Here is a 22,229-nt window from a genome sequence, read left to right as displayed (position 1 = left end):
AAAACCGTCTTGGTCGCACTTTGCGCGCAACCGCCTGAGCCGAAGTGTAGGGTGGCCGCCGCCTCATGATGAGGGGAAGGGTGAGTGGAGGAGGGAGAGTGGGGCAGCCGTTACCTGGCAGGCCAACCGCTACTGTCTACCGCGACCGTTTGCCCGCTCGCACTGCTCTGCAGCGCGAGTTGGATCAGCCGGATATTGCAGAGGGCCTGCTCCGCACTCACCGGGATTTCGCCGCCCGCGAGAATGGCCTGTGCCAGCTGCTGGAAGTAGTGCTGATAGCCACCGGTTTCGGTTTTGATGGGCATAGCACCGTCGGCCGTGTACAGCTGGCCATATTGCTCCGGATTCTCCTGTGCCCAGTCTGCGGCTACCGTTAGCGCTCCTGCTTTGAGGCGATCTTCCTGCGGATCCAGGCCGTGCTTCATATAGCTGCCGGCCTCGCCCTGAACCTCGAAGCGCAGGGTTGGTGCCGCGCAGAAGGGGCTGCTGCGCAGTACTGCCTGGTGCTCGGGGTAGTGCAGTGTGATGTGGAAGAAGTCATCCACTTTCGCCTGTGGTCGCAGTGCCTTTACCTGTGCGGTGATCGCCGTCGGTGGGCCAAATAGCTGTAGTGCCTGGTCGAGCATATGCGGCCCCAGATCGAACAGGATGCCGCCGCCCTCCACATCGGATTCGCGCCAGCGCTTGCGTACCTCGGGGCGGAAGCGGTCGAAATGGCTTTCAAAATAGCGCACCGCACCCAGTCGGCCATCGGCAATAAGTTTCTTTACAGTGAGGAAGTCACCGTCCCAGCGGCGGTTTTGGTACACGCTCAGCACCCGCTGCTGTTGCTTGGCCAGTGCGATCAGTTCCTCGCCCTGTTCGACGCGGGTCACGAACGGCTTTTCCAGCACTACATGTTTACCCTGCTGCAGGGCGCGTTTGGCCAGTGCATAGTGCGCTTCGTTGGGGGCGGTGATGATCACCAGATCGGCGTCGGAATCCGTGAGCAGGGTATCCGCATCGGCATACACGGCCACCTCGGGGTGCTGCTGCCGTACCTGTTCGCCCTGCGAAGTGCTTACTGCCATGAAGCGGAAGGGCGGCAGGTTCAGGATAAACGGCAGGTGGAAGGTGGTGGCGGAAAAGCCATAGCCGATGATGGCGGTTTTGATTTCGGACGTTGTCGTCATGGCAAAAAGGGCTCCGCTGTCCTTGAGCTTCCTGTCATTTCTGTTGGTTGTGCTGAATCTTATCGATTATTGCGCGGATCAAACAGACTCCGCAAAGCGGCGCCGGTAAGCCGCGGGCGAGGTTTTCAGCTGCTCGCGAAAATGATGGCGTAATAGGACCCGTCCGGTTGCACGCAGATGTCGGGATGGGGCTCGGCCAACGCTGCGGTTAGCACCGATGGGTGATGGCGCCGCGTTCGCTCAAAAGGCACTGGCGCACTGGAGAGTCAGGACTCACTACTGGATTCGAGTTCGAGTCTGCGCGCCCGCCAGTAGCGGCTTTTCCAGTAGTCGTCTGTCATGTGTGAGATGGTGACGCCTCTGGACACGGAGGCGTGCAGAAACTTGCCATCCTCGATGTAGATCCCCACGTGCCGGCCCCGGCGGCCGGTCCTGAAAAACACCAGGTCGCCCGGGCGCAACTGGCCCTGTTTGATCGCCTTGCCGGCCACGGCCTGGTAGCGGGTAGTGCGGGGCAGCTGAACCCCCATATGGTCGCGGTAGATGAGGTAGACCAGTGCCGAGCAATCGATACCGCGCCTGCTCATGCCCCCCAGCCGATACGGGATACCCTTCCACTCCTGATGCCGCTGGTACAGGCTTGCCTTGAGCAATTCAGAGGGGGAGCGGGTCGGCTCGGGTTTGGCTGGTTTCGCCGCCTGCGGGCGTTCTTTGGCGGGGCTGTCTGCGGCTTTGGTCGTGTCTTCCGGCGAATGCTGATACGGGGCCATGCTGCAACCGGCCGTGGTGAGCATCGCTAAGCAATAGGGCAGCAGCAGTCGTCTTTTCATGGGGGTACATCGGTGCCATCACAGCAAACCGCGTCCGCGAGGCGACGGCCGGGTTTGGTTTTGAGGATGGAACTATCGTACCTTCTCTAACTGAATATGCGCTGAACCGAATAGAGTGATGAAAATCTGTGCGTGTGCCGTTCCGTGCGGATTACCTGTATTTTTGTTCTTATTTCATCTGTCGAATGGCTGGATGGCGGACACGGTTGCACATCGGTACATTAGTGCTATCAATCCTTAATCCGATTCTTGCTGTAAGAAACTGTTAAGGCCGCTCTCTGGGTTCATAACCTTGTTCACTGCGCCTAGCAGGACTATGTCACTAAACTGGCTTGAAACGCTCAGCCACCTTTGCCCAAGCTCTGTGCCGTAAAACCTGAACAATTCTGTTTCTTTCTCGCTGTCTGATAGTGCCGACGAAATAGTCTTGAGTTCCGCGTTATTGAAGTTTTCGTTTAGCAGGCTAACTAATTCGTGCTTGAAATTAGAAATGGCAACGTTTTCGGAAAAGAAGCGATCTACAGTATCGCTTCTCATCAATAAATCCGGATAGATTTTGTAGGTGTCCTGAATAAAATTTTGATTAGCTTCATTTAATACTTTTTCTATCCCAGAGTGCTTGATGATGGTGTCCAGGTCATCAGCCAATACGGACAAGGGGGCGAGAAGAAGGGTTATCAGCAGCAGTGCTTTCATGAGGTTATCTATAAACTCTGGGGTGGTGGTAGGGAAGCCTTACTTGGTGGCCAAATTTACTAGTTGATTGGAATCTGTGCTATTGACAGGGTATTGATTTTTTACCAGATTGCCTCTTTTTGGAAAATTAGTAGCTCTAGGCGTTCTTGCAGTGGGTAAAGTAAAAGGCTGTGATGCTTCCAATCAGTGTGCCAGAAAAGGCTAAAAACTCGGGGAAGTGTACGTTGCCGGTAAGGGCGAGCGCGAAGATAAATGTCAATAGGAGAAATACTGTCCCGATGGCCAGAATCGGCTTGATTCTCTTGTTGATACGCTCTGTTTTTGGTTCAGCCTGTCCTATGCCGTTGCACGCGGCGCATGAAAGGCCAAAGTATTCCTGATTCTTACCAAGTTCATGGATTTTGGCGCAGGCATGGCAGCTGGATCCGTCCTTCCCGGTGGTGCAGGTTCCCGTTTCATTGCAGTGCTTACACGGGTAAAGATTGGCCTTGATCTCATGCATGTTCTTCAACTCTCTGAGAAGCAGACTGGTTTTGGCTCTGGAGTTTGTTTTTCACCTTGGCTTTTTTTGGCTTTACCCGGTATGAAATCTGGTTGCCTTCTTTCTTATCAATATCCAGCTTCCCTTTCAGGCTTTCCAGTAGCTGCGAAAACTTGGAGGCTCCATAGGAACGGGGGTCGAAGTCGGGCATGGATCGCTTCAGGAAGCTGCCGGCGGCTGATGCGTTGGCCCAGCCGTCTTCATCCTGATATTGGTCCCATGCTTTAGTCAGGAGGGGGATCAATTCCGCAGGGTCACTCAGGGTTTTCTTTGTTTCCGGCTCTTTCGGTTTCCCTGCATCCTTGTTTGGGGTGGGTTCATCGTCAATGCCCAGATTCTCGGTGAAGATGAAGTCATCGCAGGAATTACGGAAGGAAATGGGCGTTTTTCGCTCGCCTACACCGAACACAAACAGCTCGTCTTCGCGCAGGCGGGAGGCCAGCTTGGTGAAGTCACTGTCACTGGAGACTAGGGCGAAGGCGTCAAAGCGCTTGGTGTAGAGCAGGTCCATGGCATCAATAATCATTGCGGCATCGGTGGCGTTCTTGCCCGTGGTATAGGCAATCTGATGCACCGGCTGGATCGCGAGCTCGTTCAGAGACTTCTTCCAGTTCTTAAGGTTGTCACTGGACCAGTCGCCGTAGGCGCGTTTAATCACAATATGACCATGTGCTGAGATCTCGTCGAGGATAGCCTTCACCTTGGAATACTGGGCGTTGTCCGCATCGATCAGAACAGCGATTTTCTTATGATTGTCGAGATCTTTCATTGAGTTCCTTGCTCTTGTTGTTTCCTGTGCTCAATTAGCATCGTGCCGTGAAGGATATTTCATATGTCAAAATTTTACTCTGACCCCAATATTACGAGAATATTTTAGGGTTGTAAGCCATGCTAAATCCATTCCCAAGCAACAAGTGGAATTGTCGCTTCCCTGAATTTTTCTCTATGGATTTTAAAACATCATCGAAAGTTTCCAACCTTTCAGTCCTTCCATTGGCTTATATGATTTGGGGGCAGAGTAAAATTTTTACGGATAATAATTTGGTGCCTTTATGCGCAAAAATTTTACTCTGACCCCGATATTTGGAGTTGGGGGGGCTTTGTACGTCGAAATTTTGATGTGACCCTATTTTTTTATTTTCTAATTTTTGCTAGCTAATTCGGGTTAGTTTGTTGGCCTTGGTATACCCGATTGAATGCTGTTGGTTTATGTCATATTTGAGTTCACTCTGTAGCCACTGCATATCTCTCTCAGAAGTCTTAAACATGTAAAGCCTGTGCATAATAATAATGTCTAGTATTTTTTTTGCCACGATATTGCTTTTGGATTTTTTGTAAACCGCGCTAATTTTTCCTCTGTTAAGTTGCTTGTGGTTGTCCAAAGATATCGCCAGGTCTATTAGTTCAAATGCGATATTTTCATTGTTTTTGATTGCATCTGGTATGTCCGGCATTAATGATTCTGAATTGATCGTTTGCGCGATTTTGATTATGAAAGAGCTTGATACACCCTGAATTATGTTGGCGACAGCTAGTCTCGAAACTTTATTGATGGTTTCCTCTGGCAGGTTTTCTGATCTGCTAGATAGCTCTCTATTTATCGCATTCAGTAATGTTTTTGGGTGGGACTCTAAGAAATCATAAAAGCTTTGCAGTGCACGAAGAGGTGCTGAAAAAATTGATTTTATTATCTCAACCTTTTTAAGACGCTCAAATTTAGTGGGGTTTGATTTTACTATTTGGCTGAGAATTTCTACTGTTTTAAAAAGAATTGTGAGTTTGTCTGAAAGATCAATGTGCTGAGGTTCTTTTTCCTCATGTATTTCCATGTTTTGGCTTGGGTTGTTTTCTTCGGCTATGTCTCGTCTCTCACTTATATTTAATTGTGTTTCTTGGGGTGATGTTTTTCTGTACTTGAGTTCAGGTGCGTGCTTGATAAGCTCGTGAGCTGCGCTGCAGCTTTCGCTAAAGTCCGCCACAGAGCTTTCATTGAAGACTTTATCTGTGGCACTTTTCATCATGAAAAGTATGTTGTCTGAGGAAGAGTGGTGCGCCAGAAAAAGAATAGTGTTCGCATTTTTTCTCACATATAGGTGTTCTATGCAGTTTTTGATTATTTTTTTAACTTCATCGTCAAGAATATTTTCGCTTAAATATTTGCCGAGAAGGTAGTAGTAATTATGTGAGTATCTAAATTCGTATTCGTCATTTTGTTTTTTTAGAACTTTAGATTTTATAAAGATTTGTTCCTTCTTTTCGAAGTTTGATTTTTGCCACTTTCTTGAAAATTCATCATTGAAATTTTCGAATTCTTCTCGGTTTATTACAAAGCTAGATTTTGTATAAAAGAAAAATGCCAAGTGCATGGCATAATCTTCTTCTTGACTGAGTTTCTCTGGCCCTATTCCTGCATCGAGAAAGCTTTGCGTTAGTAGGTATTTGTAATAGTGCCCGAGGGCGCTATCGATGAGTTGGTTTGAGTTCCCGGTCTCGATGCTTTGCAGAAAAGTTAGCAGGAATATAGGGTTTGGGGAAATGAGGCTTTTATCCATCACAGTGTCCATAAGTTTTTCTGCGATGTTGCACTTTCCTATGACTTCAGCATCGGATTCATGATCCATTTGTCCCGCTGAATACCATTTCTGTATTAGTTCTGTTCTTTTTCTATAGCCGAACTGCTCAATCTTAAAATGATCAAGTTCTTCAGTTGTGTCATTTGTTTCTATCGAAGTGAGTTGGTTAACTTCAAAAATGTCGTCAACGGTAATTATTATCTTTTTGAATCGAGTGAGGAAAAATGATAATGACTCGTTTATGGCTCGGTCGGATTTAAGCTTCGATTCGTTAAAGTTGTCAATAAGAAGTATTTTCTTTTCTCTGGACTTTTGGTCGAAGATTGATACCGCATTGTCATTTTTATATTGTCGAAATATTGCACGTTCTAGTTGGGCTTTTAGATTGGACTCCGAGTTTTTCTTTATATCTTTTCCGTAAATAATAATTGGCAAGTAGCCTTGGTCATAGTATTCATTTGTGAGAGTGTTTAATAGGCTGGTTCTTCCGGAGTTGTCCTCGCCACTAATTACGATGCCCTGAGAAAATTTTTCAATATCCAATAGGTCTTTTGATGGGATGGTTTTTGGCTTTGAACTTTGATCACTTTGGTCTTTTAGGTTTGGGTATACGTATATGTCGCTAAGTTTAAGATTTGCAATGTTGTGATGCCTGAACTGGGCGCCACAATCTTGTATTTTTTCTATGTGAGATTCCGAAAATGTTAGTTCTTTTGGATGCAATGTAGGCGATATAAAATTTTTTATAGTTTTTGGGAGGTAAGATTCTTGGTTTTTGCAATATTCGTATTGTTGATATGAGCTTTTTTTACTGTTTAAGCATATGGTCATCACTCCAAATGTAGAGTTTTTCAGTGTTTTTTCCTGGAGTGCGCCCCCTTCAATCAGAATGGTGTGACCCGATTCAATGTCGTCGTAGTTTGCGGCATTTCCGTTATGTTCGTGGCCGGTAAATATAAAACTGGATGTAGATCTTAAATGCGATCTGAGTTGTCTATAGGATGGTTGATCCAGCCAGTTAAGGGGGTGGTGCATTAATGCTATACGGTAATCCGCGGCTCGTTGCGCTTTTGCTTCGTAGGATGCGAATGGGAATGAAAGCTTCCCTTGTTGCTCTCTGAGTCGTGATGACCAAGACAAATTTATTGACTCAAAGATGATTTTTTCGTTGCCAATCTCTATTTCTTGCGTCCACCAAAGCCTGTCTTCTTCAATTATCTTTTGATCTGTATGGTCTTTAAACGAAAAATACGAGGCTTGATGCGATGTGCAATTTTCGAATACCGAAGAATCTATTGTTGATAAGTCTTCGTTTCCTAAACTCTTAAGGATGATATCTCTAGTTGGGTTGGGCGTGAAATCGCAATCGTGATTTCCTGGGCAGGTTACAAAGTCTACTTTGATATCTCGCTCATCCGTGACTTCTTTTTTAATTTTTTCAAGAAATAGTATTGCTTCTGCATACTGCTGACTTTGGCCGGAATGTGCGATATCTCCTGTAATGACAATGACCAAGTGCGAGGAGTCATTAATATGTTGGTATAGAGTGCGAGAAATTTCGTTGTGCTTGTTTAAGATGGGGTCGGCTGCAGATTTAATATGAATGTCGCTTAAGTGGAGGATTACTAACTTCATTTTTCTTAATTCCTGATCAAAAGCCGATTCTTTATTAGCTTTTCAATATATTATTTTTTTTGAGACAAAAAAAGCGGGCTTTCGCCCGCTTCAATACCTCTCTTCCTGTGAGCGACTCTTTCTTGTAGTAAATCCTTTCCTACAGTCGATGTGTCTAGTGGTTTACCACTGCAGTGCACCACCGGTCTGGTATTCGATTACCCGTGTTTCGAAGAAGTTCTTCTCCTTGCGCAGGTCCATGATTTCGGACATCCACGGGAAGGGGTTCTGGGCGCCCGGGAACTGTTCTTTCAGGCCCAGCTGGCTCAGGCGGCGGTTGGCGATGAAGTGGAGGTATTCTTCCATCATCGCTGCGTTCATGCCGAGTACGCCGCGGGGCATGGTGTCGCGGGCATAGGCCACTTCCAGTTCCATACCTTCCAGGATCATCTGGGTTACTTCCTGCTTGAACTCTTCGGTCCACAGGTGCGGGTTTTCCAGTTTGATCTGGTTGATCACGTCGATGCCGAAGTTCAGGTGCATGGACTCGTCGCGCAGGATGTACTGGAACTGCTCGGCAACGCCGGTCATCTTGTTGCGGCGGCCCATGGACAGGATCTGGGTGAAGCCACAGTAGAAGAAGATGCCTTCGGTTACCGCGTAGAACGCGATCAGGTTGCGCAGCAGTTCCTGGTCGGATTCGGTGGTGCCGGTCTTGAAGCCGGAATCACCGATGGACTGGGTGTGCGACAGGCTCCACGCGGCTTTCTTGGCGACGGCCGGTACTTCGCGGTACATGTTGAAGACTTCGCCTTCGTCCATGCCCAGGGACTCTACACAGTACTGGTAGGCGTGGGTGTGGATGGCTTCTTCAAATGCCTGGCGCAGCAGGTACTGGCGGCACTCCGGGTTGGTGATGTGCTTGTAGATGGCCAGCACCAGGTTGTTGGCTACCAGGGAGTCGGCGGTGGAGAAGTAACCCAGGGAGTATTCCACGATGCGACGCTCGTCCTCGGTCAGACCGTTGGGGTCTTTCCACATGGACACGTCTTTGTTCATGTTTACTTCCTGCGGCATCCAGTGGTTGGCACAGCCGTCGAGGTATTTCTGCCAGGCCCAGTCGTACTTGAACGGTACCAGCTGGTTGAGGTCGGCGCGGCAGTTGATGATGCGCTTTTCGTCTACCTGGATACGGGCGGCGCCCATTTCCAGTTCTTCGAGGCCCGGTGCTACGTCCAGGTCGGCAATGGCTGCGCGAGCGGCTTCTACTGCCGAGGAGGATTGGGCCGCGGTCGGTGCCGAGGCACTGCTGGCGCTACCTGCTTCATAGGTCGCGCTGGGTTCAGTGACTGCCTGCTGCTCGGTTTGCAGCGCACCCGGCACCGGTTGCGGTTCCTGCTTTTTGGGTTCTGGCTTGGCTTTTGTTTCGAAATCGTCCCAGCTGAGCATGAGTTCCCCTTGTCTTCTTAGGTGCGATTCCCCGTGCCGGTAAGGCGGGCAGGGCAATCAAAAATGTGTGTTGTGCAGCCTGCACCCGGCCCGGGCTTTTTCTCCTGTTACGGAGCCAGCGTTGTGTGCTGGTGCCCGGTGCCGGGGCGGCGCTTATGGTCTTGGTTGCGCTGACCGTGCCGGGCACGGTGTTGCGCGGTTGCTCTCCCCCGAGAGACTTTTAATCGATCCAATCAATCGATTCAGTCCAAGAGCTTCGTTTTACGAAGCTCTTGGTTCGCCTGCGAGCAGGCTCCTACCTTTTACTGGCAGGCTTCGCAGTCCGGGTCGTCCAGGGAGCAGGCTTTGGGCACTGCGGCTGGGGCGGGCTCGGCTTGCGGCGCTGCGGCAGCAGGTGCGCTGCCACCGGCGCTTACGGCGTTCAGGGTGCCGGTGGTCACGGTGGATTTTTCCGTGGAGGTGGCAGCCAGTGCGCGCAAGTAGTAGGTGGTCTTCAGACCGCGGTACCACGCCATGCGGTAGGTCAGGTCCAGCTTCTTGCCGTCGGCGCCGGCGATGTACAGGTTCAGGGACTGGGCCTGGTCGATCCACTTCTGGCGACGGCTGGCCGCGTCCACGATCCAGCGCGGCTCCACTTCAAACGCGGTGGCGTACTTGGCTTTCAGGTCTTCCGGAATACGGTCGATCTTCTGCACAGAACCTTCGTAGTACTTGAGGTCGTTGACCATCACCTTGTCCCACAGGCCGCGGGCTTTCAGGTCGTGTACCAGGTACGGGTTCACCACGGTGAATTCGCCAGACAGGTTCGATTTCACGTACAGGTTCTGGTACGTGGGCTCGATGGACTGGGAAACGCCGGTAATGTTGGCGATGGTCGCGGTCGGGGCGATCGCCATTACGTTGGAGTTGCGCATGCCGTGGCTGGCCACTTTCTCGCGTACCACGCTCCAGTCCATGCTGGTGCTGGTGTCCTGGTCGATGAACTGCTCGCCGCGGTTTTTGCTCAGGATCTCGATGGAGTCGATCGGCAGGATGCCCTGGCTCCACAGTGAACCTTCGTAGCTGGAGTAGCTGCCGCGCTCGGCCGCCAGGTCGCTGGAGGCGGAGATGGCGTAGTAGCTGATCGCTTCCATGGTGGTGTCGGCGAAGGCTACGGCTTCATCGCTGGAGTAGGAGATGCCGGCTTTGTACAGCGCGTCCTGGAAGCCCATCAGGCCCAGGCCCACCGGACGGTGGCGCATGTTGGACTGACGCGCGGATTCCACTGCGTAGTAATTGATGTCGATGACGTTATCGAGCATGCGCACGGCGGTGTTCACGGTGCGGGCCAGTTTTTCCTGGTCCAGCTTGCCGTCTTCGCCGATGTGCTGGGACAGGTTTACGGAGCCCAGGTTACATACCGCGATTTCGTCGTTCGCCTTGGTGTTCAGGGTGATCTCGGTGCACAGGTTGGAGCTGTGTACCACACCGGCGTGCTGCTGCGGGCTGCGCAGGTTACAGGCGTCCTTGAAGGTGATCCAGGGGTGGCCGGTTTCAAACAGCATGCCCAGCATCTTGCGCCACAGGTCCAGCGCGCGCACTTTTTTGTGCAGGCGCAGCTTGCCTTCGGCGGCCAGTTTTTCGTAGTGGGTGAAACGCTCTTCAAACGCATCGCCGAACAGGTCGTGCAGGTCCGGGCAGTCTGCCGGGGAGAAGAGGGTCCACTCCTTGTCTTCGAATACACGCTTCATGAACAGGTCCGGCACCCAGTTGGCGGTGTTCATGTCGTGGGTACGGCGACGGTCGTCACCGGTGTTCTTGCGCAGCTCGAGGAATTCTTCGATGTCCAGGTGCCAGGTTTCCAGGTACGCACATACGGCGCCCTTGCGCTTGCCGCCCTGGTTCACCGCTACAGCAGTGTCGTTGGCCACTTTCAGGAAAGGAACCACACCCTGGGATTTGCCGTTGGTGCCCTTGATGTAAGAACCCAGGCTACGTACCGGTGTCCAGTCGTTACCCAGGCCGCCAGCCCACTTGGAGAGCATGGCGTTGTCCTGGATAGCGCCGTAGATGCCGTGCAGGTCGTCCGGCACAGTGGTCAGGTAGCAGGAAGACAGCTGCGGACGCAGGGTACCGGCGTTGAACAGGGTCGGGGTGGAGCTCATGTAGTCGAAGGAGCTCAACAGGCTGTAGAACTCGACCGCGCGCTCATTCGGGTTTTCTTCATTGATGGCGAGGCCCATGGCAACGCGCATGAAGAACAGCTGCGGCAGTTCAAAACGGATTTCGTCGGAGTGCAGGAAGTAGCGATCGTACAGGGTCTGCAGGCCGAGGTAGGTGAACTGGTGATCGCACTCGGGCTTGATCGCGTCGCCCAGCATGTCCAGGTCGAAGTTGGCCAGGGCCGGGTCCAGCAGTTCCAGCTCGATACCTTTGGCCACGTACGCGGACAGTGCCGGCTTGTACAGGGTTTTCATTTCCTGCTGGGTGGCGGACTCGGCAACGTCCAGGAAGCGCAGGGCTTCGGCGCGCAGTTTGTCCAGCAGCAGGAAAGCGGTGGCGTAGGTGTAGTTGGGCTCCTGCTCAACCAGGGTACGCGCGGTGATCACCAGTGCGGTGTTGATGTCGGTCTCGGAAACGCCGTCGTACAGGTTCTTCAGCGCTTCAGCCAGGATCAGTTCGCCGTCTACGTCGGTCAGGCCTTCGCAGGCTTCGCGAACGATGGTGCGCAGGCGCTCCATGTCCAGCGGTACCAGGGTGCCGTCTTCCAGTTTTACGCGGATGCTGGGGTGCTCGTCGGCGCTCTGTGCGGCGGCGGCTTTCTCTTTGTCTTTCTCGGCGCGCAGGCGGGCGTGCTCTTCGCGGTAGAGAACGTAGTCGCGGGCAATCTTGTGTTCGCCGGCGCGCATCAGTTCCAGTTCTACCTGGTCCTGGATTTCTTCAATATGAATGGTGCCGCCGGAAGGCATACGGCGCTTGAAGGTGGCGCTGATGTGAGACACCAGGTCGGCCACGCGCTCGTGGATACGGCTGGAAGCCGCTGCAGTACCGCCTTCAACGGCGAGGAATGCTTTGGTAACGGCCACGGAGATTTTGCTGTCGTCGTAAGGAACCACAGTACCGTTACGCTTGATCACGCGGATCTGACCGGGGGCAGTGGCAGCCAGGGTGGTATTGCTGCTGGCCTGGTCTGCCGCCGAATCCTTGGTGGTGCCGTTAGGCACAGACTGGGAGCGCCCTGTCTCTGTGTGCATGAAAATCTCCGTAGTTTTTGTCTGGTCGAGATCGACTTGTCTTTGGTTGTTTAATTCGGCTTGTGGCCTGAAATCTGTTTTTTCTTCGGCAGCCATACAGCAGCAGGCACAAGGAACGGTGGCGGAGCCGTGGCTTCGCTTGAGTAACGCTTGCGGGGTACTTCTGTTTGGTGCTTCGCTTGAGTCTGCGAGCGGCTCCGTGCCTGCCGGTGAACCTTGTCCCTGTGCTGTGCACAAGTGCGAGTCGGTGCGCTGGGGGCCGGCGACCACAATATGTTGTGGTCAGCTGCTCGGGTGTCGCCGCGGGTTTTCTAGGCTAACGCAGTCCTGAAACCCAATATGTTGGGGTGCGGCTCCGGATGACCAACAAGATAATGCGATTGGGGGGGTAATTCAAGGCGGATAAGTATGGGGTTAGCTGTGGATAAATTGTGGGTAGGCGTTGCGCCAAAGCTATTTCCCCGCCGCTAAAGCCCGTCGTTACTGGTGGGGTATAAAAAGTAACCAGTGGATAGCGTTGTGAGCAGATTTTAAGAATATTTTTTAATAGTAATCAGGTCTCAAATTAAGCTCAGCAATAACCCCGCCGGGTCGCTCAATGACTGATCAACCTGGTACTTTCGGCATGGCCATTAAGGGCTAAAAGGTGCCGGTTGTTCGTAAAATAACCTGTGAATGAATCGTCGCCATACTGCTGATCAGGCGGTCGTCAGTTTGTCTGAAAATTGTCCCGTCAAACCAAAAAAAGGCGCCGGGTGACCCGGCGCCTTTGCGACATCAGCTGCCGCTTTCCAGCAGGAACTCCATCAATGCCTTCTGGGCGTGCAGGCGGTTTTCCGCTTCATCCCAGACCACAGAGATTTTGTCGTCTTCCAGCAGTTCGCCGCTGACTTCCTCACCGCGGTGTGCCGGCAGGCAGTGCATGAAGATGGCATCGTTGTTAGCGTGGCTCATCAGCTCGTGATCCACCAGGAAGCCGTCAAACGCTTTCATGCGGATCTGTTGCTCGGTCTCCTGGCCCATGGAGGCCCACACATCGGTGGCCACCCAGTCGGCACCGCGCACGGCATCCTGCGGCTTGCGCACAACCTGCACGCGGTCTTTGGCGGTGGCGAGGATGCTCTCGTCCGGGTCGTAGCCTTCAGGGCAGGCGATGCGCAGTTCAAAGTCGTACTGCAGGGCGGCGTTGATGTAGGAGTGGCACATGTTGTTGCCATCGCCTACCCAGGCCACCACTTTGCCTTCGGGGCTGCCGCGGTGTTCTACATAGGTTTGCAGGTCGGCCAGCAGCTGGCAGGGGTGGTAGCTGTCGGACAGGGCGTTGATCACCGGTACCTGGCTGTACTCGGCAAAGCGCTCGAGCACGTTGTGGCCGAAGGTGCGGATCATCACCATATCGACCATGCGCGAGATGACGCGCGCGCTGTCTTCAATCGGTTCGCCGCGGCCCAGCTGGGTGTCGCGCGGGGACAGGAACAGGGCGCTGCCGCCCATCTGTGCCATGCCCGCCTCAAAGGAAACCCGGGTGCGGGTAGAGGACTTCTCGAAAATCATCCCCAGCACTTTGTTGCGGAACGGCTCGCTGGCGATGCCCTGCTTGCGCAGGGCCTTGAGTTCGATGGCGCGTTCGATGATGCCGCGCAGCTCGTCCTTGCTCAGGTCGAGGAGGGTGAGAAAGTGTCTGACTGCCATGGGTAATTCCTCCGTAAATCAGGCGGCCTGTTGGGCAAAGTCGCGTACCAGTGCGGCCACGGTAAGCGCGAGATGGCTGCACTCCGAATCGCTCAGGGTCAGCGGCGGCAGCAAACGCACTACATTGCCTGCAGTGACATTAATCAGCAAGCCCTGGGTGCGGGCCTGGTCGACGAGTTCGGCACAGGGGCGATCCAGTTCGATGCCGATCAGCAGGCCGAGGCCGCGGATATCGGTCACGTGGGCGCAGTGCGCCAGCTCGCTTTTGAGCTGATCCAGTAGCTGGATGCCGAGCTGCTCGGCGCGCTCGACCAGTGCTTCACGTTCCAGGGTGTCCAGTACCGCGGAACCGGCACGACACGCCAGCGGGTTGCCGCCAAAGGTGGAGCCGTGGCTGCCAGCAGTGAACAGTTCCGCGGCTTTACCGCGGGCCAGGCAGGCGCCGATGGGTACACCATTACCCAGGCCCTTGGCGGTGGTTACGACGTCGGGCAGCAGGCCGTCGGTGTGCTGATAGGCGAACATCTTGCCGCTGCGGCCGTTGGCGGTCTGGATTTCGTCCAGCATCAGCAGCCAGTCCTGCTGGTCACACAGTGCGCGCAGGCGCGCCAGGTAGTCGGCGTCGGGGACGCGGATACCGCCTTCGCCCTGTACCGGCTCCAGCATGATAGCGACGATTTCATCGTGTTCGGCGGCGAGCTTTTCGATGGCGGCCACGTCGTTGTAAGGCACCCGCAGGAAGCCTTCCGGCAGCGGCGCAAAGCCCTGCTGGACTTTCGCATTGCCGGTGGCGGTTAGGGTGGCCAGGGTGCGACCGTGGAATGCACCTTCGGTCACGATAATTTTCGGGCAGGCGTAACCGCGCTCGTTGCCGAGCTTGCGCGCCAGCTTGATCGCCGCCTCGTTGGCTTCGGCGCCGGAGTTGGAAAAGAACACATTGTCCATGCCCGACAGGCCAACCAGTTTTTCCGCCAGTTGCTCCTGGGGGGGAATGTTATAGAGGTTGGACACGTGCAGCAGGGTCTGCGCCTGATCCTGGATGGCTTCGGTGACGGCCGGATGGCAGTGGCCGAGGCCGCACACGGCGATACCGGAGATAGCGTCGAGGTATCGTCGGCCAGCGTCGTCCCACACATAGTTACCTTCGCCCCGGACCAGGGTCAGGGTTCTGTTGCCATAATTCTGCATCAGTGCGGGTGTGGCCACTTGCTATCTCCTCTATAGGTGGGCCAAAGAAAGGGAAAACCGCAGAAAATACGCCTGAAGTGACGCTTGACCGCAATTTCCCCGGGAAGCCGGCAATATTAGCACAGAGACGATGACGCGCCACAGACTGGGGATCGCCAAATAGTAACTGGCGCGTATTGCCTGTAACGGTATGAAATCGACTGCTTGTTCCATTCGGTCTTAAGATAGGTACGCCCGTGCATATCGTGGTGCAAGGATGCGCTGTCGGGTCAATTATTCGACCAGCACGAACAAGGAGGACTTCATGTACTTCATTACCAACCGCACTCCGGACCAGGGACCGGAATCCAAAGCAGGCCGCGCGCTTACCTTCAGTACCCAGAATACGGTACCGCTCCCGAATATCTATTTTTGTGAGCGCCCGAGCGAGGGGGAATATCTCGAGCTTGGGGCAACCGAGTTTTTCAGCCGGCTCAAAACCGATAACCCTCGGGCCGAGCAGGTGCTGTTTTACATCCACGGTTTCAACAATACGCCGGAGCGGGAGATTTTCCCGAATGCCAAAATCCTGCAGGAGTTGATGGGCGAGACCAGCATTGTCATCCCGTTTATCTGGCCCTGTGACGATGATTCTGTGTTGCACCTTCTGGATGATTATTGGGACGATCAGGAGGCCGCTTCAGATTCGGCAAAAGCACTCGCGCGAGCGCTGGGCAAATTTATGCAATGGCGCGATACCAATATTTCCCTCAGCGACCCCTGTTTCCGCCGTATGAATATCCTGGCCCACTCTATGGGTGGCCGCGTGCTGACGGAAGGGGTGGCCCACTGGGTGAAAAGCTTTGGTGGCGGATCCATGCCGAGGCTCTTCAGCAATATCTTTATGGTGGCGGCGGATGTCACCAACGATATTTTCGAGGCGGGCGAAGATGGACGTCACCTTGCCGATGCCGCCAACCGGGTCCTGACATTCCACGCCAGCGATGACTGGGCGATGCCGGCCAGCAAACTGGCGAATATTCGCCGCCTCACTATCTCCCGGCGCCTGGGCCTGACGGGGCCGGAAGATATCGAGAAAACCCCGAAAAATGTCTTCGCGTTCGACTGCAGCCGCTTCAACAATGAGTTTGACCCGAAGGGGCATACGTATTTCCTGAAGGATGAGCGCGGCAATGGCAGCCCGGTTGCGTACCTTGTCCGTCAGTGTATCGAGTCAAAAATCGTCGACCTGCGCGGGCCATTGGGCCGGGAATCTGAATTGCCGCGCCGTGAGCCCGGCGTTTGGGCGGGGACGCCGGAACCCGTTGACTGATCCTGGCCTATAGTCGCCGATATAGGGTGGAGGCTATAGAGAGTACTTATAGAAAGTGCCTATAGAGTAGTGGCGGCCGTCCCTCTGTGGGCGGTTCGCCCGCCGCCCGTCCGACAAGTAACCCGGCCCGAGCCGGGTGGAGGAGGGCATTTGCAGTCTCTGTTATCGGGGGGCTTTTCTGGTAGGGGGCTTACTGGGGTACAATGCCGCCCCGCGCGCATCTGTGTCAGTGCCGGTACCAGCGCCGCTCGTGCGCTTATCGCGACCAGACAGGTCAACAAGGTCATACAACCCGAGGTTAGTCATCCCTATGGATACTCTGGAGAACATCAAGCAGCAGATCTCTGATAACGACATCCTGCTCTATATGAAAGGCAGCCCCAACGCGCCCCAGTGTGGATTTTCCATGCGCGCGTCCCAGGCGCTGATGGCCTGTGGCCAGCGCTTTGCCTACGTGGACATTCTGGCTAACCCGGATATTCGTGCAGAGCTTCCCAAGTATGCCAACTGGCCGACTTTCCCACAGCTGTGGGTGAAGCAGGAGCTGATCGGTGGCTGTGACATCATCATGGAGATGTATGAGAACGGCGAGCTGAAGACCCTGGTCGATGAAGCTGCCGGCAGTGCTGCTGAAGGCGAGTGATCGATCCCGGTTTGTTCCGGACATAAAAAAACCGCGGCGATGACCGCGGTTTTTTTATGTCTCGATTTTGTGTAGGAGCCGGCTTGCCGGCGAATGGTGGGCCAGGCACCAGTTGGTTCACTTGCAAGCAAGCTCCTACAGGCTCCTGCAGGAATAGCGGTTATTCCTCGGAAGCTTTTTCCATCTGTGTCTGCAGATAGTTCTGCAGGCCCACTTTGTCGATCAGGCTGATCTGGGTTTCCAGCCAGTCTACGTGTTCTTCTTCAGAGTCGAGGATTCGTTGCAGCAGTTCGCGGCTGCCGTAATCGCGTACCGATTCACAGTAGGCGATGCCGTCACGCAGGTCCGGAATGGCTTTCTGCTCCAGCTTCAGGTCGCACTTGAGCATTTCTTCGGTGTTTTCACCGATCAGCAGTTTGCCCAGGTGCTGCAGGTTGGGGATACCTTCCAGGAACAGGATGCGTTCGATGAGCCAGTCGGCGTGCTTCATCTCGTCGATGGACTCGTGGTATTCCTTGTCGGCCAGTTCTTTCAGGCCCCAGTCTTTGAACATCCGCGAGTGCAGGAAATACTGGTTGATGGCAATGAGCTCGTTGCCCAGTGCCTTGTTCAGATGTTCGATGACCTTGGGATCGCCTTTCATTGCTTTCTCCTTTCGCCCTGGAGGGACATTTTATTAATTACTGAATTCGGTTCGCGCGTCGGGCGTCTCGAACAAAATCCTGTCGAATTTCAGACGTCCCTTTTAATAGCCCTAATTGTAGGGTCGCAGCGGATGAGCGAGGTGAGTTTGCGGCGCTGGAAATCGCAAGTCAAGAAAGGATTTTCGGGAAACATGCGGGCAAAAAGCACGAAAATTAACGGGAAAGCAGCAGAAAAATGCAATGAGAACAATTGCTGTTTCGATTGTTTGCGTGTGCTCTCGTCCGGGCGGTTTGTGGAAACTATGCGAGCCGGTTGTGGACCTCGGCAATTTTTCTCTGGATGGCCGCGGTATCGAATTTGTCTTTGATCAGGTTTTCGCAGTCTTCTGCCAGCCGTTCGAGGCTGTGTTTCAGGGCGCGCTTGTCTTCGTCGCGGGAGCAGATGCTGGCGAGCTCGTTGAGTGCGCCCAGTAAATGCAGCATGACCACGGCACTCTGGCTGCCGTATTCGCGAATTTCATCCAGCGCGGCGGCGAGTACGTCGGCAAAGTCCAGCTCGCTGGTGACCAGCCGCAATTGCTGTTCGTCATCGTGGAAACAATTGGGCAGGGGCGGGCGCTGCAGTACTACGCCGATGCCATCAATGAGTCGGTCGATACAGGCATAGGCGGTGTAGGGATCGTTGACGCCCGGGGACAGCGCACGCACGGCAATTTGCGCCAGCTGGCGGATGGAGAAAATGATGTCCTGTTCGGAGGTTGGTTGTGAGCCAATCGTGATTGCACTGCGGATTGCTGCGCCAATCTCCCCGGTATCCTTATTCCGCGGCGGATCAAAAATGCTCGCCATGCAGCTCCAGTGGTTGAGGTAGGTTCCGGGGTGGCACTCGAGCTGCACCCGGCAACGGTTGACCGTAGCCCACTTCTGCAGCTTTTCCCGGTCGATCAGTTGTACGTAGCCGCCGTACTCGGCAGGTATGCGAAGGCAGTCGTCTCCCAGATTCAGATCGCGCAGGGGGATACGGCGGTTGCGCGGGTCGCGGCTTTCCTCCGTCGGATAAATCTGCTCGATGGCGTGGCGAAATTCGCGATTGATATGGAACGTGATGTTGTCCACCTGGATGGATTGCGCCACGTTGTGAATGAAGTAAATCAGGTAGGCGATACAAAACAGGGCGAGCAGGATGGCGGTGCTGACCGCCAGGCTCTGGCTTTTGCCGTTGCTGTTTCCTGCATCGATGCCGCGCATAACCATTAACGCGTATACAAAGGTGGCAAGAAAAATCCCCAGGGAAATCTGCGTGCCGCGGTCGCGGATAAAGTTCTGCACCAGATGCGGCCCAAACTGGTTGGCGGCAAGGGTGAGGGCAACGGTGGTAATGGAAAATACGGTACCGGCGACGGTAATGGTGCTGCCGGCAATTGTGGAGAGTAGTGAGCGGGCGCTGTCGTGATCACGCAGTTCCAGCCAGCGGAATCCGGGCAGGTGATCGATCTGTAGTTGCTGGTCCAGTGCCAGCAGGCCGTGCGCCAGCAGTATTGCGGCGGCCATCATTACTGCGGGTATCAGCCAGAAGCTGGCGCGCAGGCGTTCCGTCAGGTGCAGCAACTGCTGTTTCATGGGGCTCTTTATGGGGCTCGGGTCACAGGACTCCGGCGCGATATTGGGGCGACGCCATTAAAGATAGAACAGTGGCAGGTGCTTGCTGGTGGAACTGGGGTGCTGAAAGAGAGGCTGGGGGGGATAGCGGGTGCCGGGAGAGAAGGTCGGTACCCGCAGGGAAATCTGGGTTCGATCAGGAGGCTGAGTAAAACAGCCCGCTGTTGGCTGTGGCCATCACGCCGCCGGCCATGGTTTCGTCGATGATCTCCTGGGTCAGCTCGGCACAGCGACCGCACTGGGAGGAAACGCCGAGGTGGCGACGCAGCGATTTCACGGACGTAGAACCGTCGTAAACGGCTTCTTTGATCTGGCTGTCGGTAATGCCTTTACAGATACATACGTACATCGCAGATAACCTGGCGCAAAAATGATTAGTAAGAGTAAGTTGGCTTGGATCTTATTGGTAATGAGAATGAGTGTCAATAAGTTTCATTGACTGCCTGGTAATTAGTCTAGTTGGCCCCGGAGTGACCGGATGGGAAATACCTGACTTGCGAGTTTTCGGAGTGCGCAGATTTGAGCGGCTGGTCGGTGGCGCCTGCTATTGCCTTTATATAAAAAATTAATGGGACTGGTATGAGGCGCTGTGTATCATAGCCGGCCACTATCGATCTTTAATAAATTTATAGCCGTCGGTTATAAATTGATCAATCCAACTCTCACAGCAATTCATATCTCATTGAGGAGGTTCTCATGGCTGTATTGGTAGGCAAGCCCGCTCCGGACTTCACTGCTGCGGCTGTACTGGGCAACGGCGAAATCGTTGACACTTACAACCTGGCAGAAGCCATCAAAGGCAAGAAAGCTGTAGTTTTCTTCTACCCGCTGGACTTCACCTTCGTATGTCCTTCTGAGCTGATCGCCTTCGACCACCGTTTCGAAGAATTCCAGAAGCGTGGTGTTGAGGTTATCGGTGTTTCCATCGACTCCCAGTTCTCCCACAACGCATGGCGTAACACCCCGGTGAACGACGGCGGCATCGGCCCGGTTAAGTACACCCTGGTTGCTGACGTTAAGCACGAAATCTGCCAGGCCTACGACGTTGAGTCTGAAGGCGGCGTTGCTTTCCGTGGTTCTTTCCTGATCGACGAAGAAGGCGTTGTACGTCACCAGGTAGTTAACGATCTGCCGCTGGGCCGTAACGTTGACGAAATGATCCGCATGGTTGACGCGCTGGCGTTCCACCAGGAGCACGGCGAAGTTTGCCCGGCTGGCTGGCAGGAAGGTGACAAGGGCATGAACGCTTCTCCGGAAGGCGTTGCAGCTTACCTGAGCGAGAACTCCGACAAGCTGTAAGCCTGTCGCGATTTCAGGTCGCACTACACGCAGTGCGACTCTCGCCTAAAAAACCGCCGAAAGGCGGTTTTTTTGTGCCAAAAAATGCCAGAATAATACAGTTTGTGCACAGTTTCAGGTCGAAAGTGCGTGATGGTTCCGGTTTGATTACAATGCCGGCGCAACTGAAAAAATTTCCGGCCCTCAGAATTTTTACCGGGGCTGCTAGTCTTAATACAAGTTTCAACAAGCGCTGCCGCGGCAGTCTGTAGTACGGCACAAGTAGTACGGCACAATGGAAATTAGCAAAGCAATTCAAAGCTCACTGGCGCGTCCGCATTCGAGTGGCTGCCGGTCTTTGAGTCAGCGACTGGCTCGTTCCTTCGCATGTGGCCTGGCGCTCGTCGTAGCTGCCGGCGCGGCGGCCGCGTGGGCGGATGGCAGCCGTGGGGACAAGAGTGCCCGTGAGGGCGCCAAAGCGGTAGCGAAGAGCGTTGATGTAAGCGCAAAAGAGTTTGACCGCTATTTTCGCCAGCTGCTGAAACAGCAGGATATCCCGGGGGCGGCCTATGTGATCGTCGACCGGGATAAGGTGGTTGCCATGGACACCTACGGTGTCCGTATGCAGGGCAAAACGGAGCAGGTGACGCGGCATACGGTGTTCCGCCTGGCCTCGGTCTCCAAAACTTTCGCTGCAAGTACCGCCACAGTGCTCGAGCACGAGCAGAAGTTCAGCTGGGCTGACAAAGTGGTGCGCTACGTGCCCGAACTCAGCTTCAAAACGCCTGCGCTGTCCATGCAGTTGCAGGTGCAGCACCTGCTGAGTCACTCCTCGGGGTTGACCCCGAATGCCTACGATAACTACCTCGAAGATAACCGGCCGGTGTCAAAAATCCTGCCGATGTTTTCCTCCATTGATCCCCACTGTAAGCCCGGCAAGTGCTACGGCTACCAGAATGTACTCTTCAGCCTGATTGAAGACGTGATCCAGAAGGCGACCGGCGTGCCGTACAGCCGTCAGTTGAAGGATCGCTTCTTTACGCCGCTGGCCATGGAAGATGCCTCGCTGGGGTGGGAAAGCTTTATGGCGGCCAGTAATCGGGCGGCACCACATGTGCAGACCGGCCGCGGCTGGCGACCGGTCAAGGTGGAAAAGGAATACTATCTGGCGGCCCCCGCCGCCGGCGTAAATGCCAGCATCAGCGATATGGCCCAGTGGCTGAAGGCGCAGATGGGCGCTTACCCGGAAGTGCTGTCGCCGGAGGTTATCCGCGATATGACCACCGAGCGGGTCGAAACCCAGCGCCATATGCGCCACCGTATCTGGCGCGATTACATTGATCACGCGGGCTACGGCCTGGGCTGGCGGCTGTATACCGTGGGCGACGACCGCGTTATCTTTCACGGCGGCTGGGTGGCTGGTTTCCGCGCTGCAGTGGCCTACTCGGAGAAGCGCAAGGTGGGGATTGTGATCCTGATGAATGCAGAATCCCGCGTGATCTCGGATCTTACCGCCAACTTTATTGCCGATATCGTCGGCAAGGGCGCCCTGGTTCAGGCTATGGCGGCGGCCAAGAAGTAGCTTTTGCTGACTGTGGCGCCGGCCCGGTGGCCGGTGCCGCGGCGATTTTCCTTTCTTTTCCCTCCCTTTTCCTTTCCTGCCTGTTGTCAGCGCTACCGGTGCCCTTGCTGACTCAAGGGTTTT

At 54.3% G+C, this 22,229-nt stretch carries 17 protein-coding genes; 4 read left to right on the top strand and 13 right to left on the bottom strand.

The genetic code is table 11. The features are described from left to right. Nucleotides 1–110 precede the first annotated feature (110 nt). The 10 genes from LC093_RS12075 to LC093_RS12030 all read right to left on the bottom strand — a co-directional run bounded on the left by LC093_RS12075 (nucleotide 111) and on the right by LC093_RS12030 (nucleotide 15,006). The gene (locus LC093_RS12075; RefSeq protein WP_226665048.1) at nucleotides 111–1,172 is read right to left on the bottom strand and encodes an oxidoreductase; all 1,062 of its coding nucleotides are present in this window, start codon (nucleotides 1,170–1,172) and stop codon (nucleotides 111–113) included. 266 nt (nucleotides 1,173–1,438) lie between these two features. After that, entirely contained in the window at nucleotides 1,439–2,002 is a 564-nt protein-coding gene (locus LC093_RS12070) for an NlpC/P60 family protein (protein ID WP_226665047.1), read from the bottom strand. A gap of 237 nt (nucleotides 2,003–2,239) precedes the next feature. Further along, nucleotides 2,240–2,698: a hypothetical protein gene (locus LC093_RS12065; RefSeq protein ID WP_226665046.1), complete on the bottom strand. Its 459-nt coding sequence runs from the start codon at nucleotides 2,696–2,698 to the stop codon at nucleotides 2,240–2,242. 136 nt (nucleotides 2,699–2,834) lie between these two features. Continuing rightward, the gene (locus LC093_RS12060) at nucleotides 2,835–3,200 is read right to left on the bottom strand and encodes a hypothetical protein (protein ID WP_226665045.1); all 366 of its coding nucleotides are present in this window, start codon (nucleotides 3,198–3,200) and stop codon (nucleotides 2,835–2,837) included. Beyond that, a complete protein-coding gene (locus tag LC093_RS12055; RefSeq protein WP_226665044.1) occupies nucleotides 3,193–4,008 on the bottom strand; it encodes an NYN domain-containing protein in 816 nt (271 codons plus the stop codon). The genes LC093_RS12060 and LC093_RS12055 overlap by 8 nt, the downstream gene beginning before the upstream one ends. A gap of 382 nt (nucleotides 4,009–4,390) precedes the next feature. Continuing rightward, the gene (locus LC093_RS12050; protein WP_226665043.1) at nucleotides 4,391–7,447 is read right to left on the bottom strand and encodes a metallophosphoesterase family protein; all 3,057 of its coding nucleotides are present in this window, start codon (nucleotides 7,445–7,447) and stop codon (nucleotides 4,391–4,393) included. 162 nt (nucleotides 7,448–7,609) lie between these two features. Continuing rightward, entirely contained in the window at nucleotides 7,610–8,875 is a 1,266-nt protein-coding gene (locus tag LC093_RS12045; protein WP_226665042.1) for a ribonucleotide-diphosphate reductase subunit beta, read from the bottom strand. A 302-nt stretch (nucleotides 8,876–9,177) separates the two neighbouring features. After that, nucleotides 9,178–12,108, bottom strand: coding sequence for a ribonucleoside-diphosphate reductase subunit alpha (locus LC093_RS12040; protein ID WP_226665041.1), 2,931 nt, complete (start codon nucleotides 12,106–12,108; stop codon nucleotides 9,178–9,180). A gap of 777 nt (nucleotides 12,109–12,885) precedes the next feature. Next, complete coding sequence (gene argF, locus LC093_RS12035) at nucleotides 12,886–13,800, bottom strand: ornithine carbamoyltransferase (protein ID WP_226665040.1); 915 nt, start codon at nucleotides 13,798–13,800, stop codon at nucleotides 12,886–12,888. A gap of 18 nt (nucleotides 13,801–13,818) precedes the next feature. After that, a complete protein-coding gene (locus tag LC093_RS12030; RefSeq protein ID WP_226665039.1) occupies nucleotides 13,819–15,006 on the bottom strand; it encodes an aspartate aminotransferase family protein in 1,188 nt (395 codons plus the stop codon). 286 nt (nucleotides 15,007–15,292) lie between these two features. Here LC093_RS12030 and LC093_RS12025 point away from each other — a divergent pair, with 286 nt between their 5' ends. Continuing rightward, nucleotides 15,293–16,300 (top strand): alpha/beta hydrolase, encoded by a 1,008-nt coding sequence (locus LC093_RS12025; RefSeq protein ID WP_226665038.1) that lies wholly within the window; start codon nucleotides 15,293–15,295, stop codon nucleotides 16,298–16,300. 310 nt (nucleotides 16,301–16,610) lie between these two features. After that, the gene (grxD, locus tag LC093_RS12020) at nucleotides 16,611–16,943 is read left to right on the top strand and encodes a Grx4 family monothiol glutaredoxin (RefSeq protein WP_226665037.1); all 333 of its coding nucleotides are present in this window, start codon (nucleotides 16,611–16,613) and stop codon (nucleotides 16,941–16,943) included. 160 nt (nucleotides 16,944–17,103) lie between these two features. Here the strand turns inward: grxD and bfr are convergent, their stop codons facing one another. The 3 genes from bfr to LC093_RS12005 all read right to left on the bottom strand — a co-directional run bounded on the left by bfr (nucleotide 17,104) and on the right by LC093_RS12005 (nucleotide 19,595). Next, complete coding sequence (gene bfr / locus LC093_RS12015) at nucleotides 17,104–17,586, bottom strand: bacterioferritin (protein WP_226665036.1); 483 nt, start codon at nucleotides 17,584–17,586, stop codon at nucleotides 17,104–17,106. Between the two features lie 301 nt (nucleotides 17,587–17,887). Beyond that, nucleotides 17,888–19,207, bottom strand: a complete 1,320-nt coding sequence (locus LC093_RS12010) for a DUF2254 domain-containing protein (RefSeq protein WP_226665035.1) — start codon at nucleotides 19,205–19,207, stop codon at nucleotides 17,888–17,890. A gap of 175 nt (nucleotides 19,208–19,382) precedes the next feature. Continuing rightward, nucleotides 19,383–19,595: a bacterioferritin-associated ferredoxin gene (locus LC093_RS12005; RefSeq protein ID WP_226665034.1), complete on the bottom strand. Its 213-nt coding sequence runs from the start codon at nucleotides 19,593–19,595 to the stop codon at nucleotides 19,383–19,385. 347 nt (nucleotides 19,596–19,942) lie between these two features. Here LC093_RS12005 and LC093_RS12000 point away from each other — a divergent pair, with 347 nt between their 5' ends. Together LC093_RS12000 and LC093_RS11995 are read left to right on the top strand one after the other, a co-directional pair. Beyond that, entirely contained in the window at nucleotides 19,943–20,545 is a 603-nt protein-coding gene (locus tag LC093_RS12000) for a peroxiredoxin (protein WP_226665033.1), read from the top strand. Between the two features lie 337 nt (nucleotides 20,546–20,882). Then, nucleotides 20,883–22,106: a serine hydrolase domain-containing protein gene (locus tag LC093_RS11995; protein WP_226665032.1), complete on the top strand. Its 1,224-nt coding sequence runs from the start codon at nucleotides 20,883–20,885 to the stop codon at nucleotides 22,104–22,106. Nucleotides 22,107–22,229: the final 123 nt, after the last annotated feature.

The sequence above is a fragment of the Microbulbifer aggregans genome, assembly GCF_020524005.1.
Taxonomy (GTDB): Bacteria; Pseudomonadota; Gammaproteobacteria; order Pseudomonadales; family Cellvibrionaceae; genus Microbulbifer; species Microbulbifer aggregans_A.
This window is presented reverse-complemented; position numbering and strand designations above follow the sequence as displayed.

Bases quoted from the DNA above. Each gene is read 5' to 3' on its own strand.
- LC093_RS12075 (WP_226665048.1), bottom strand. From the start codon at position 1,172: ATGACGACAACGTCCGAAATCAAAACCGCCATCATCGGCTATGGCTTT.
- LC093_RS12070 (WP_226665047.1), bottom strand. From the start codon at position 2,002: ATGAAAAGACGACTGCTGCTGCCCTATTGCTTAGCGATGCTCACCACG.
- LC093_RS12065 (WP_226665046.1), bottom strand. From the start codon at position 2,698: ATGAAAGCACTGCTGCTGATAACCCTTCTTCTCGCCCCCTTGTCCGTA.
- LC093_RS12060 (WP_226665045.1), bottom strand. From the start codon at position 3,200: ATGCATGAGATCAAGGCCAATCTTTACCCGTGTAAGCACTGCAATGAA.
- LC093_RS12055 (WP_226665044.1), bottom strand. From the start codon at position 4,008: ATGAAAGATCTCGACAATCATAAGAAAATCGCTGTTCTGATCGATGCG.
- LC093_RS12050 (WP_226665043.1), bottom strand. From the start codon at position 7,447: ATGAAGTTAGTAATCCTCCACTTAAGCGACATTCATATTAAATCTGCA.
- LC093_RS12045 (WP_226665042.1), bottom strand. From the start codon at position 8,875: ATGCTCAGCTGGGACGATTTCGAAACAAAAGCCAAGCCAGAACCCAAA.
- LC093_RS12040 (WP_226665041.1), bottom strand. From the start codon at position 12,108: ATGCACACAGAGACAGGGCGCTCCCAGTCTGTGCCTAACGGCACCACC.
- argF (WP_226665040.1), bottom strand. From the start codon at position 13,800: ATGGCAGTCAGACACTTTCTCACCCTCCTCGACCTGAGCAAGGACGAG.
- LC093_RS12025 (WP_226665038.1), top strand. From the start codon at position 15,293: ATGTACTTCATTACCAACCGCACTCCGGACCAGGGACCGGAATCCAAA.
- grxD (WP_226665037.1), top strand. From the start codon at position 16,611: ATGGATACTCTGGAGAACATCAAGCAGCAGATCTCTGATAACGACATC.
- bfr (WP_226665036.1), bottom strand. From the start codon at position 17,586: ATGAAAGGCGATCCCAAGGTCATCGAACATCTGAACAAGGCACTGGGC.
- LC093_RS12010 (WP_226665035.1), bottom strand. From the start codon at position 19,207: ATGAAACAGCAGTTGCTGCACCTGACGGAACGCCTGCGCGCCAGCTTC.
- LC093_RS12005 (WP_226665034.1), bottom strand. From the start codon at position 19,595: ATGTACGTATGTATCTGTAAAGGCATTACCGACAGCCAGATCAAAGAA.
- LC093_RS12000 (WP_226665033.1), top strand. From the start codon at position 19,943: ATGGCTGTATTGGTAGGCAAGCCCGCTCCGGACTTCACTGCTGCGGCT.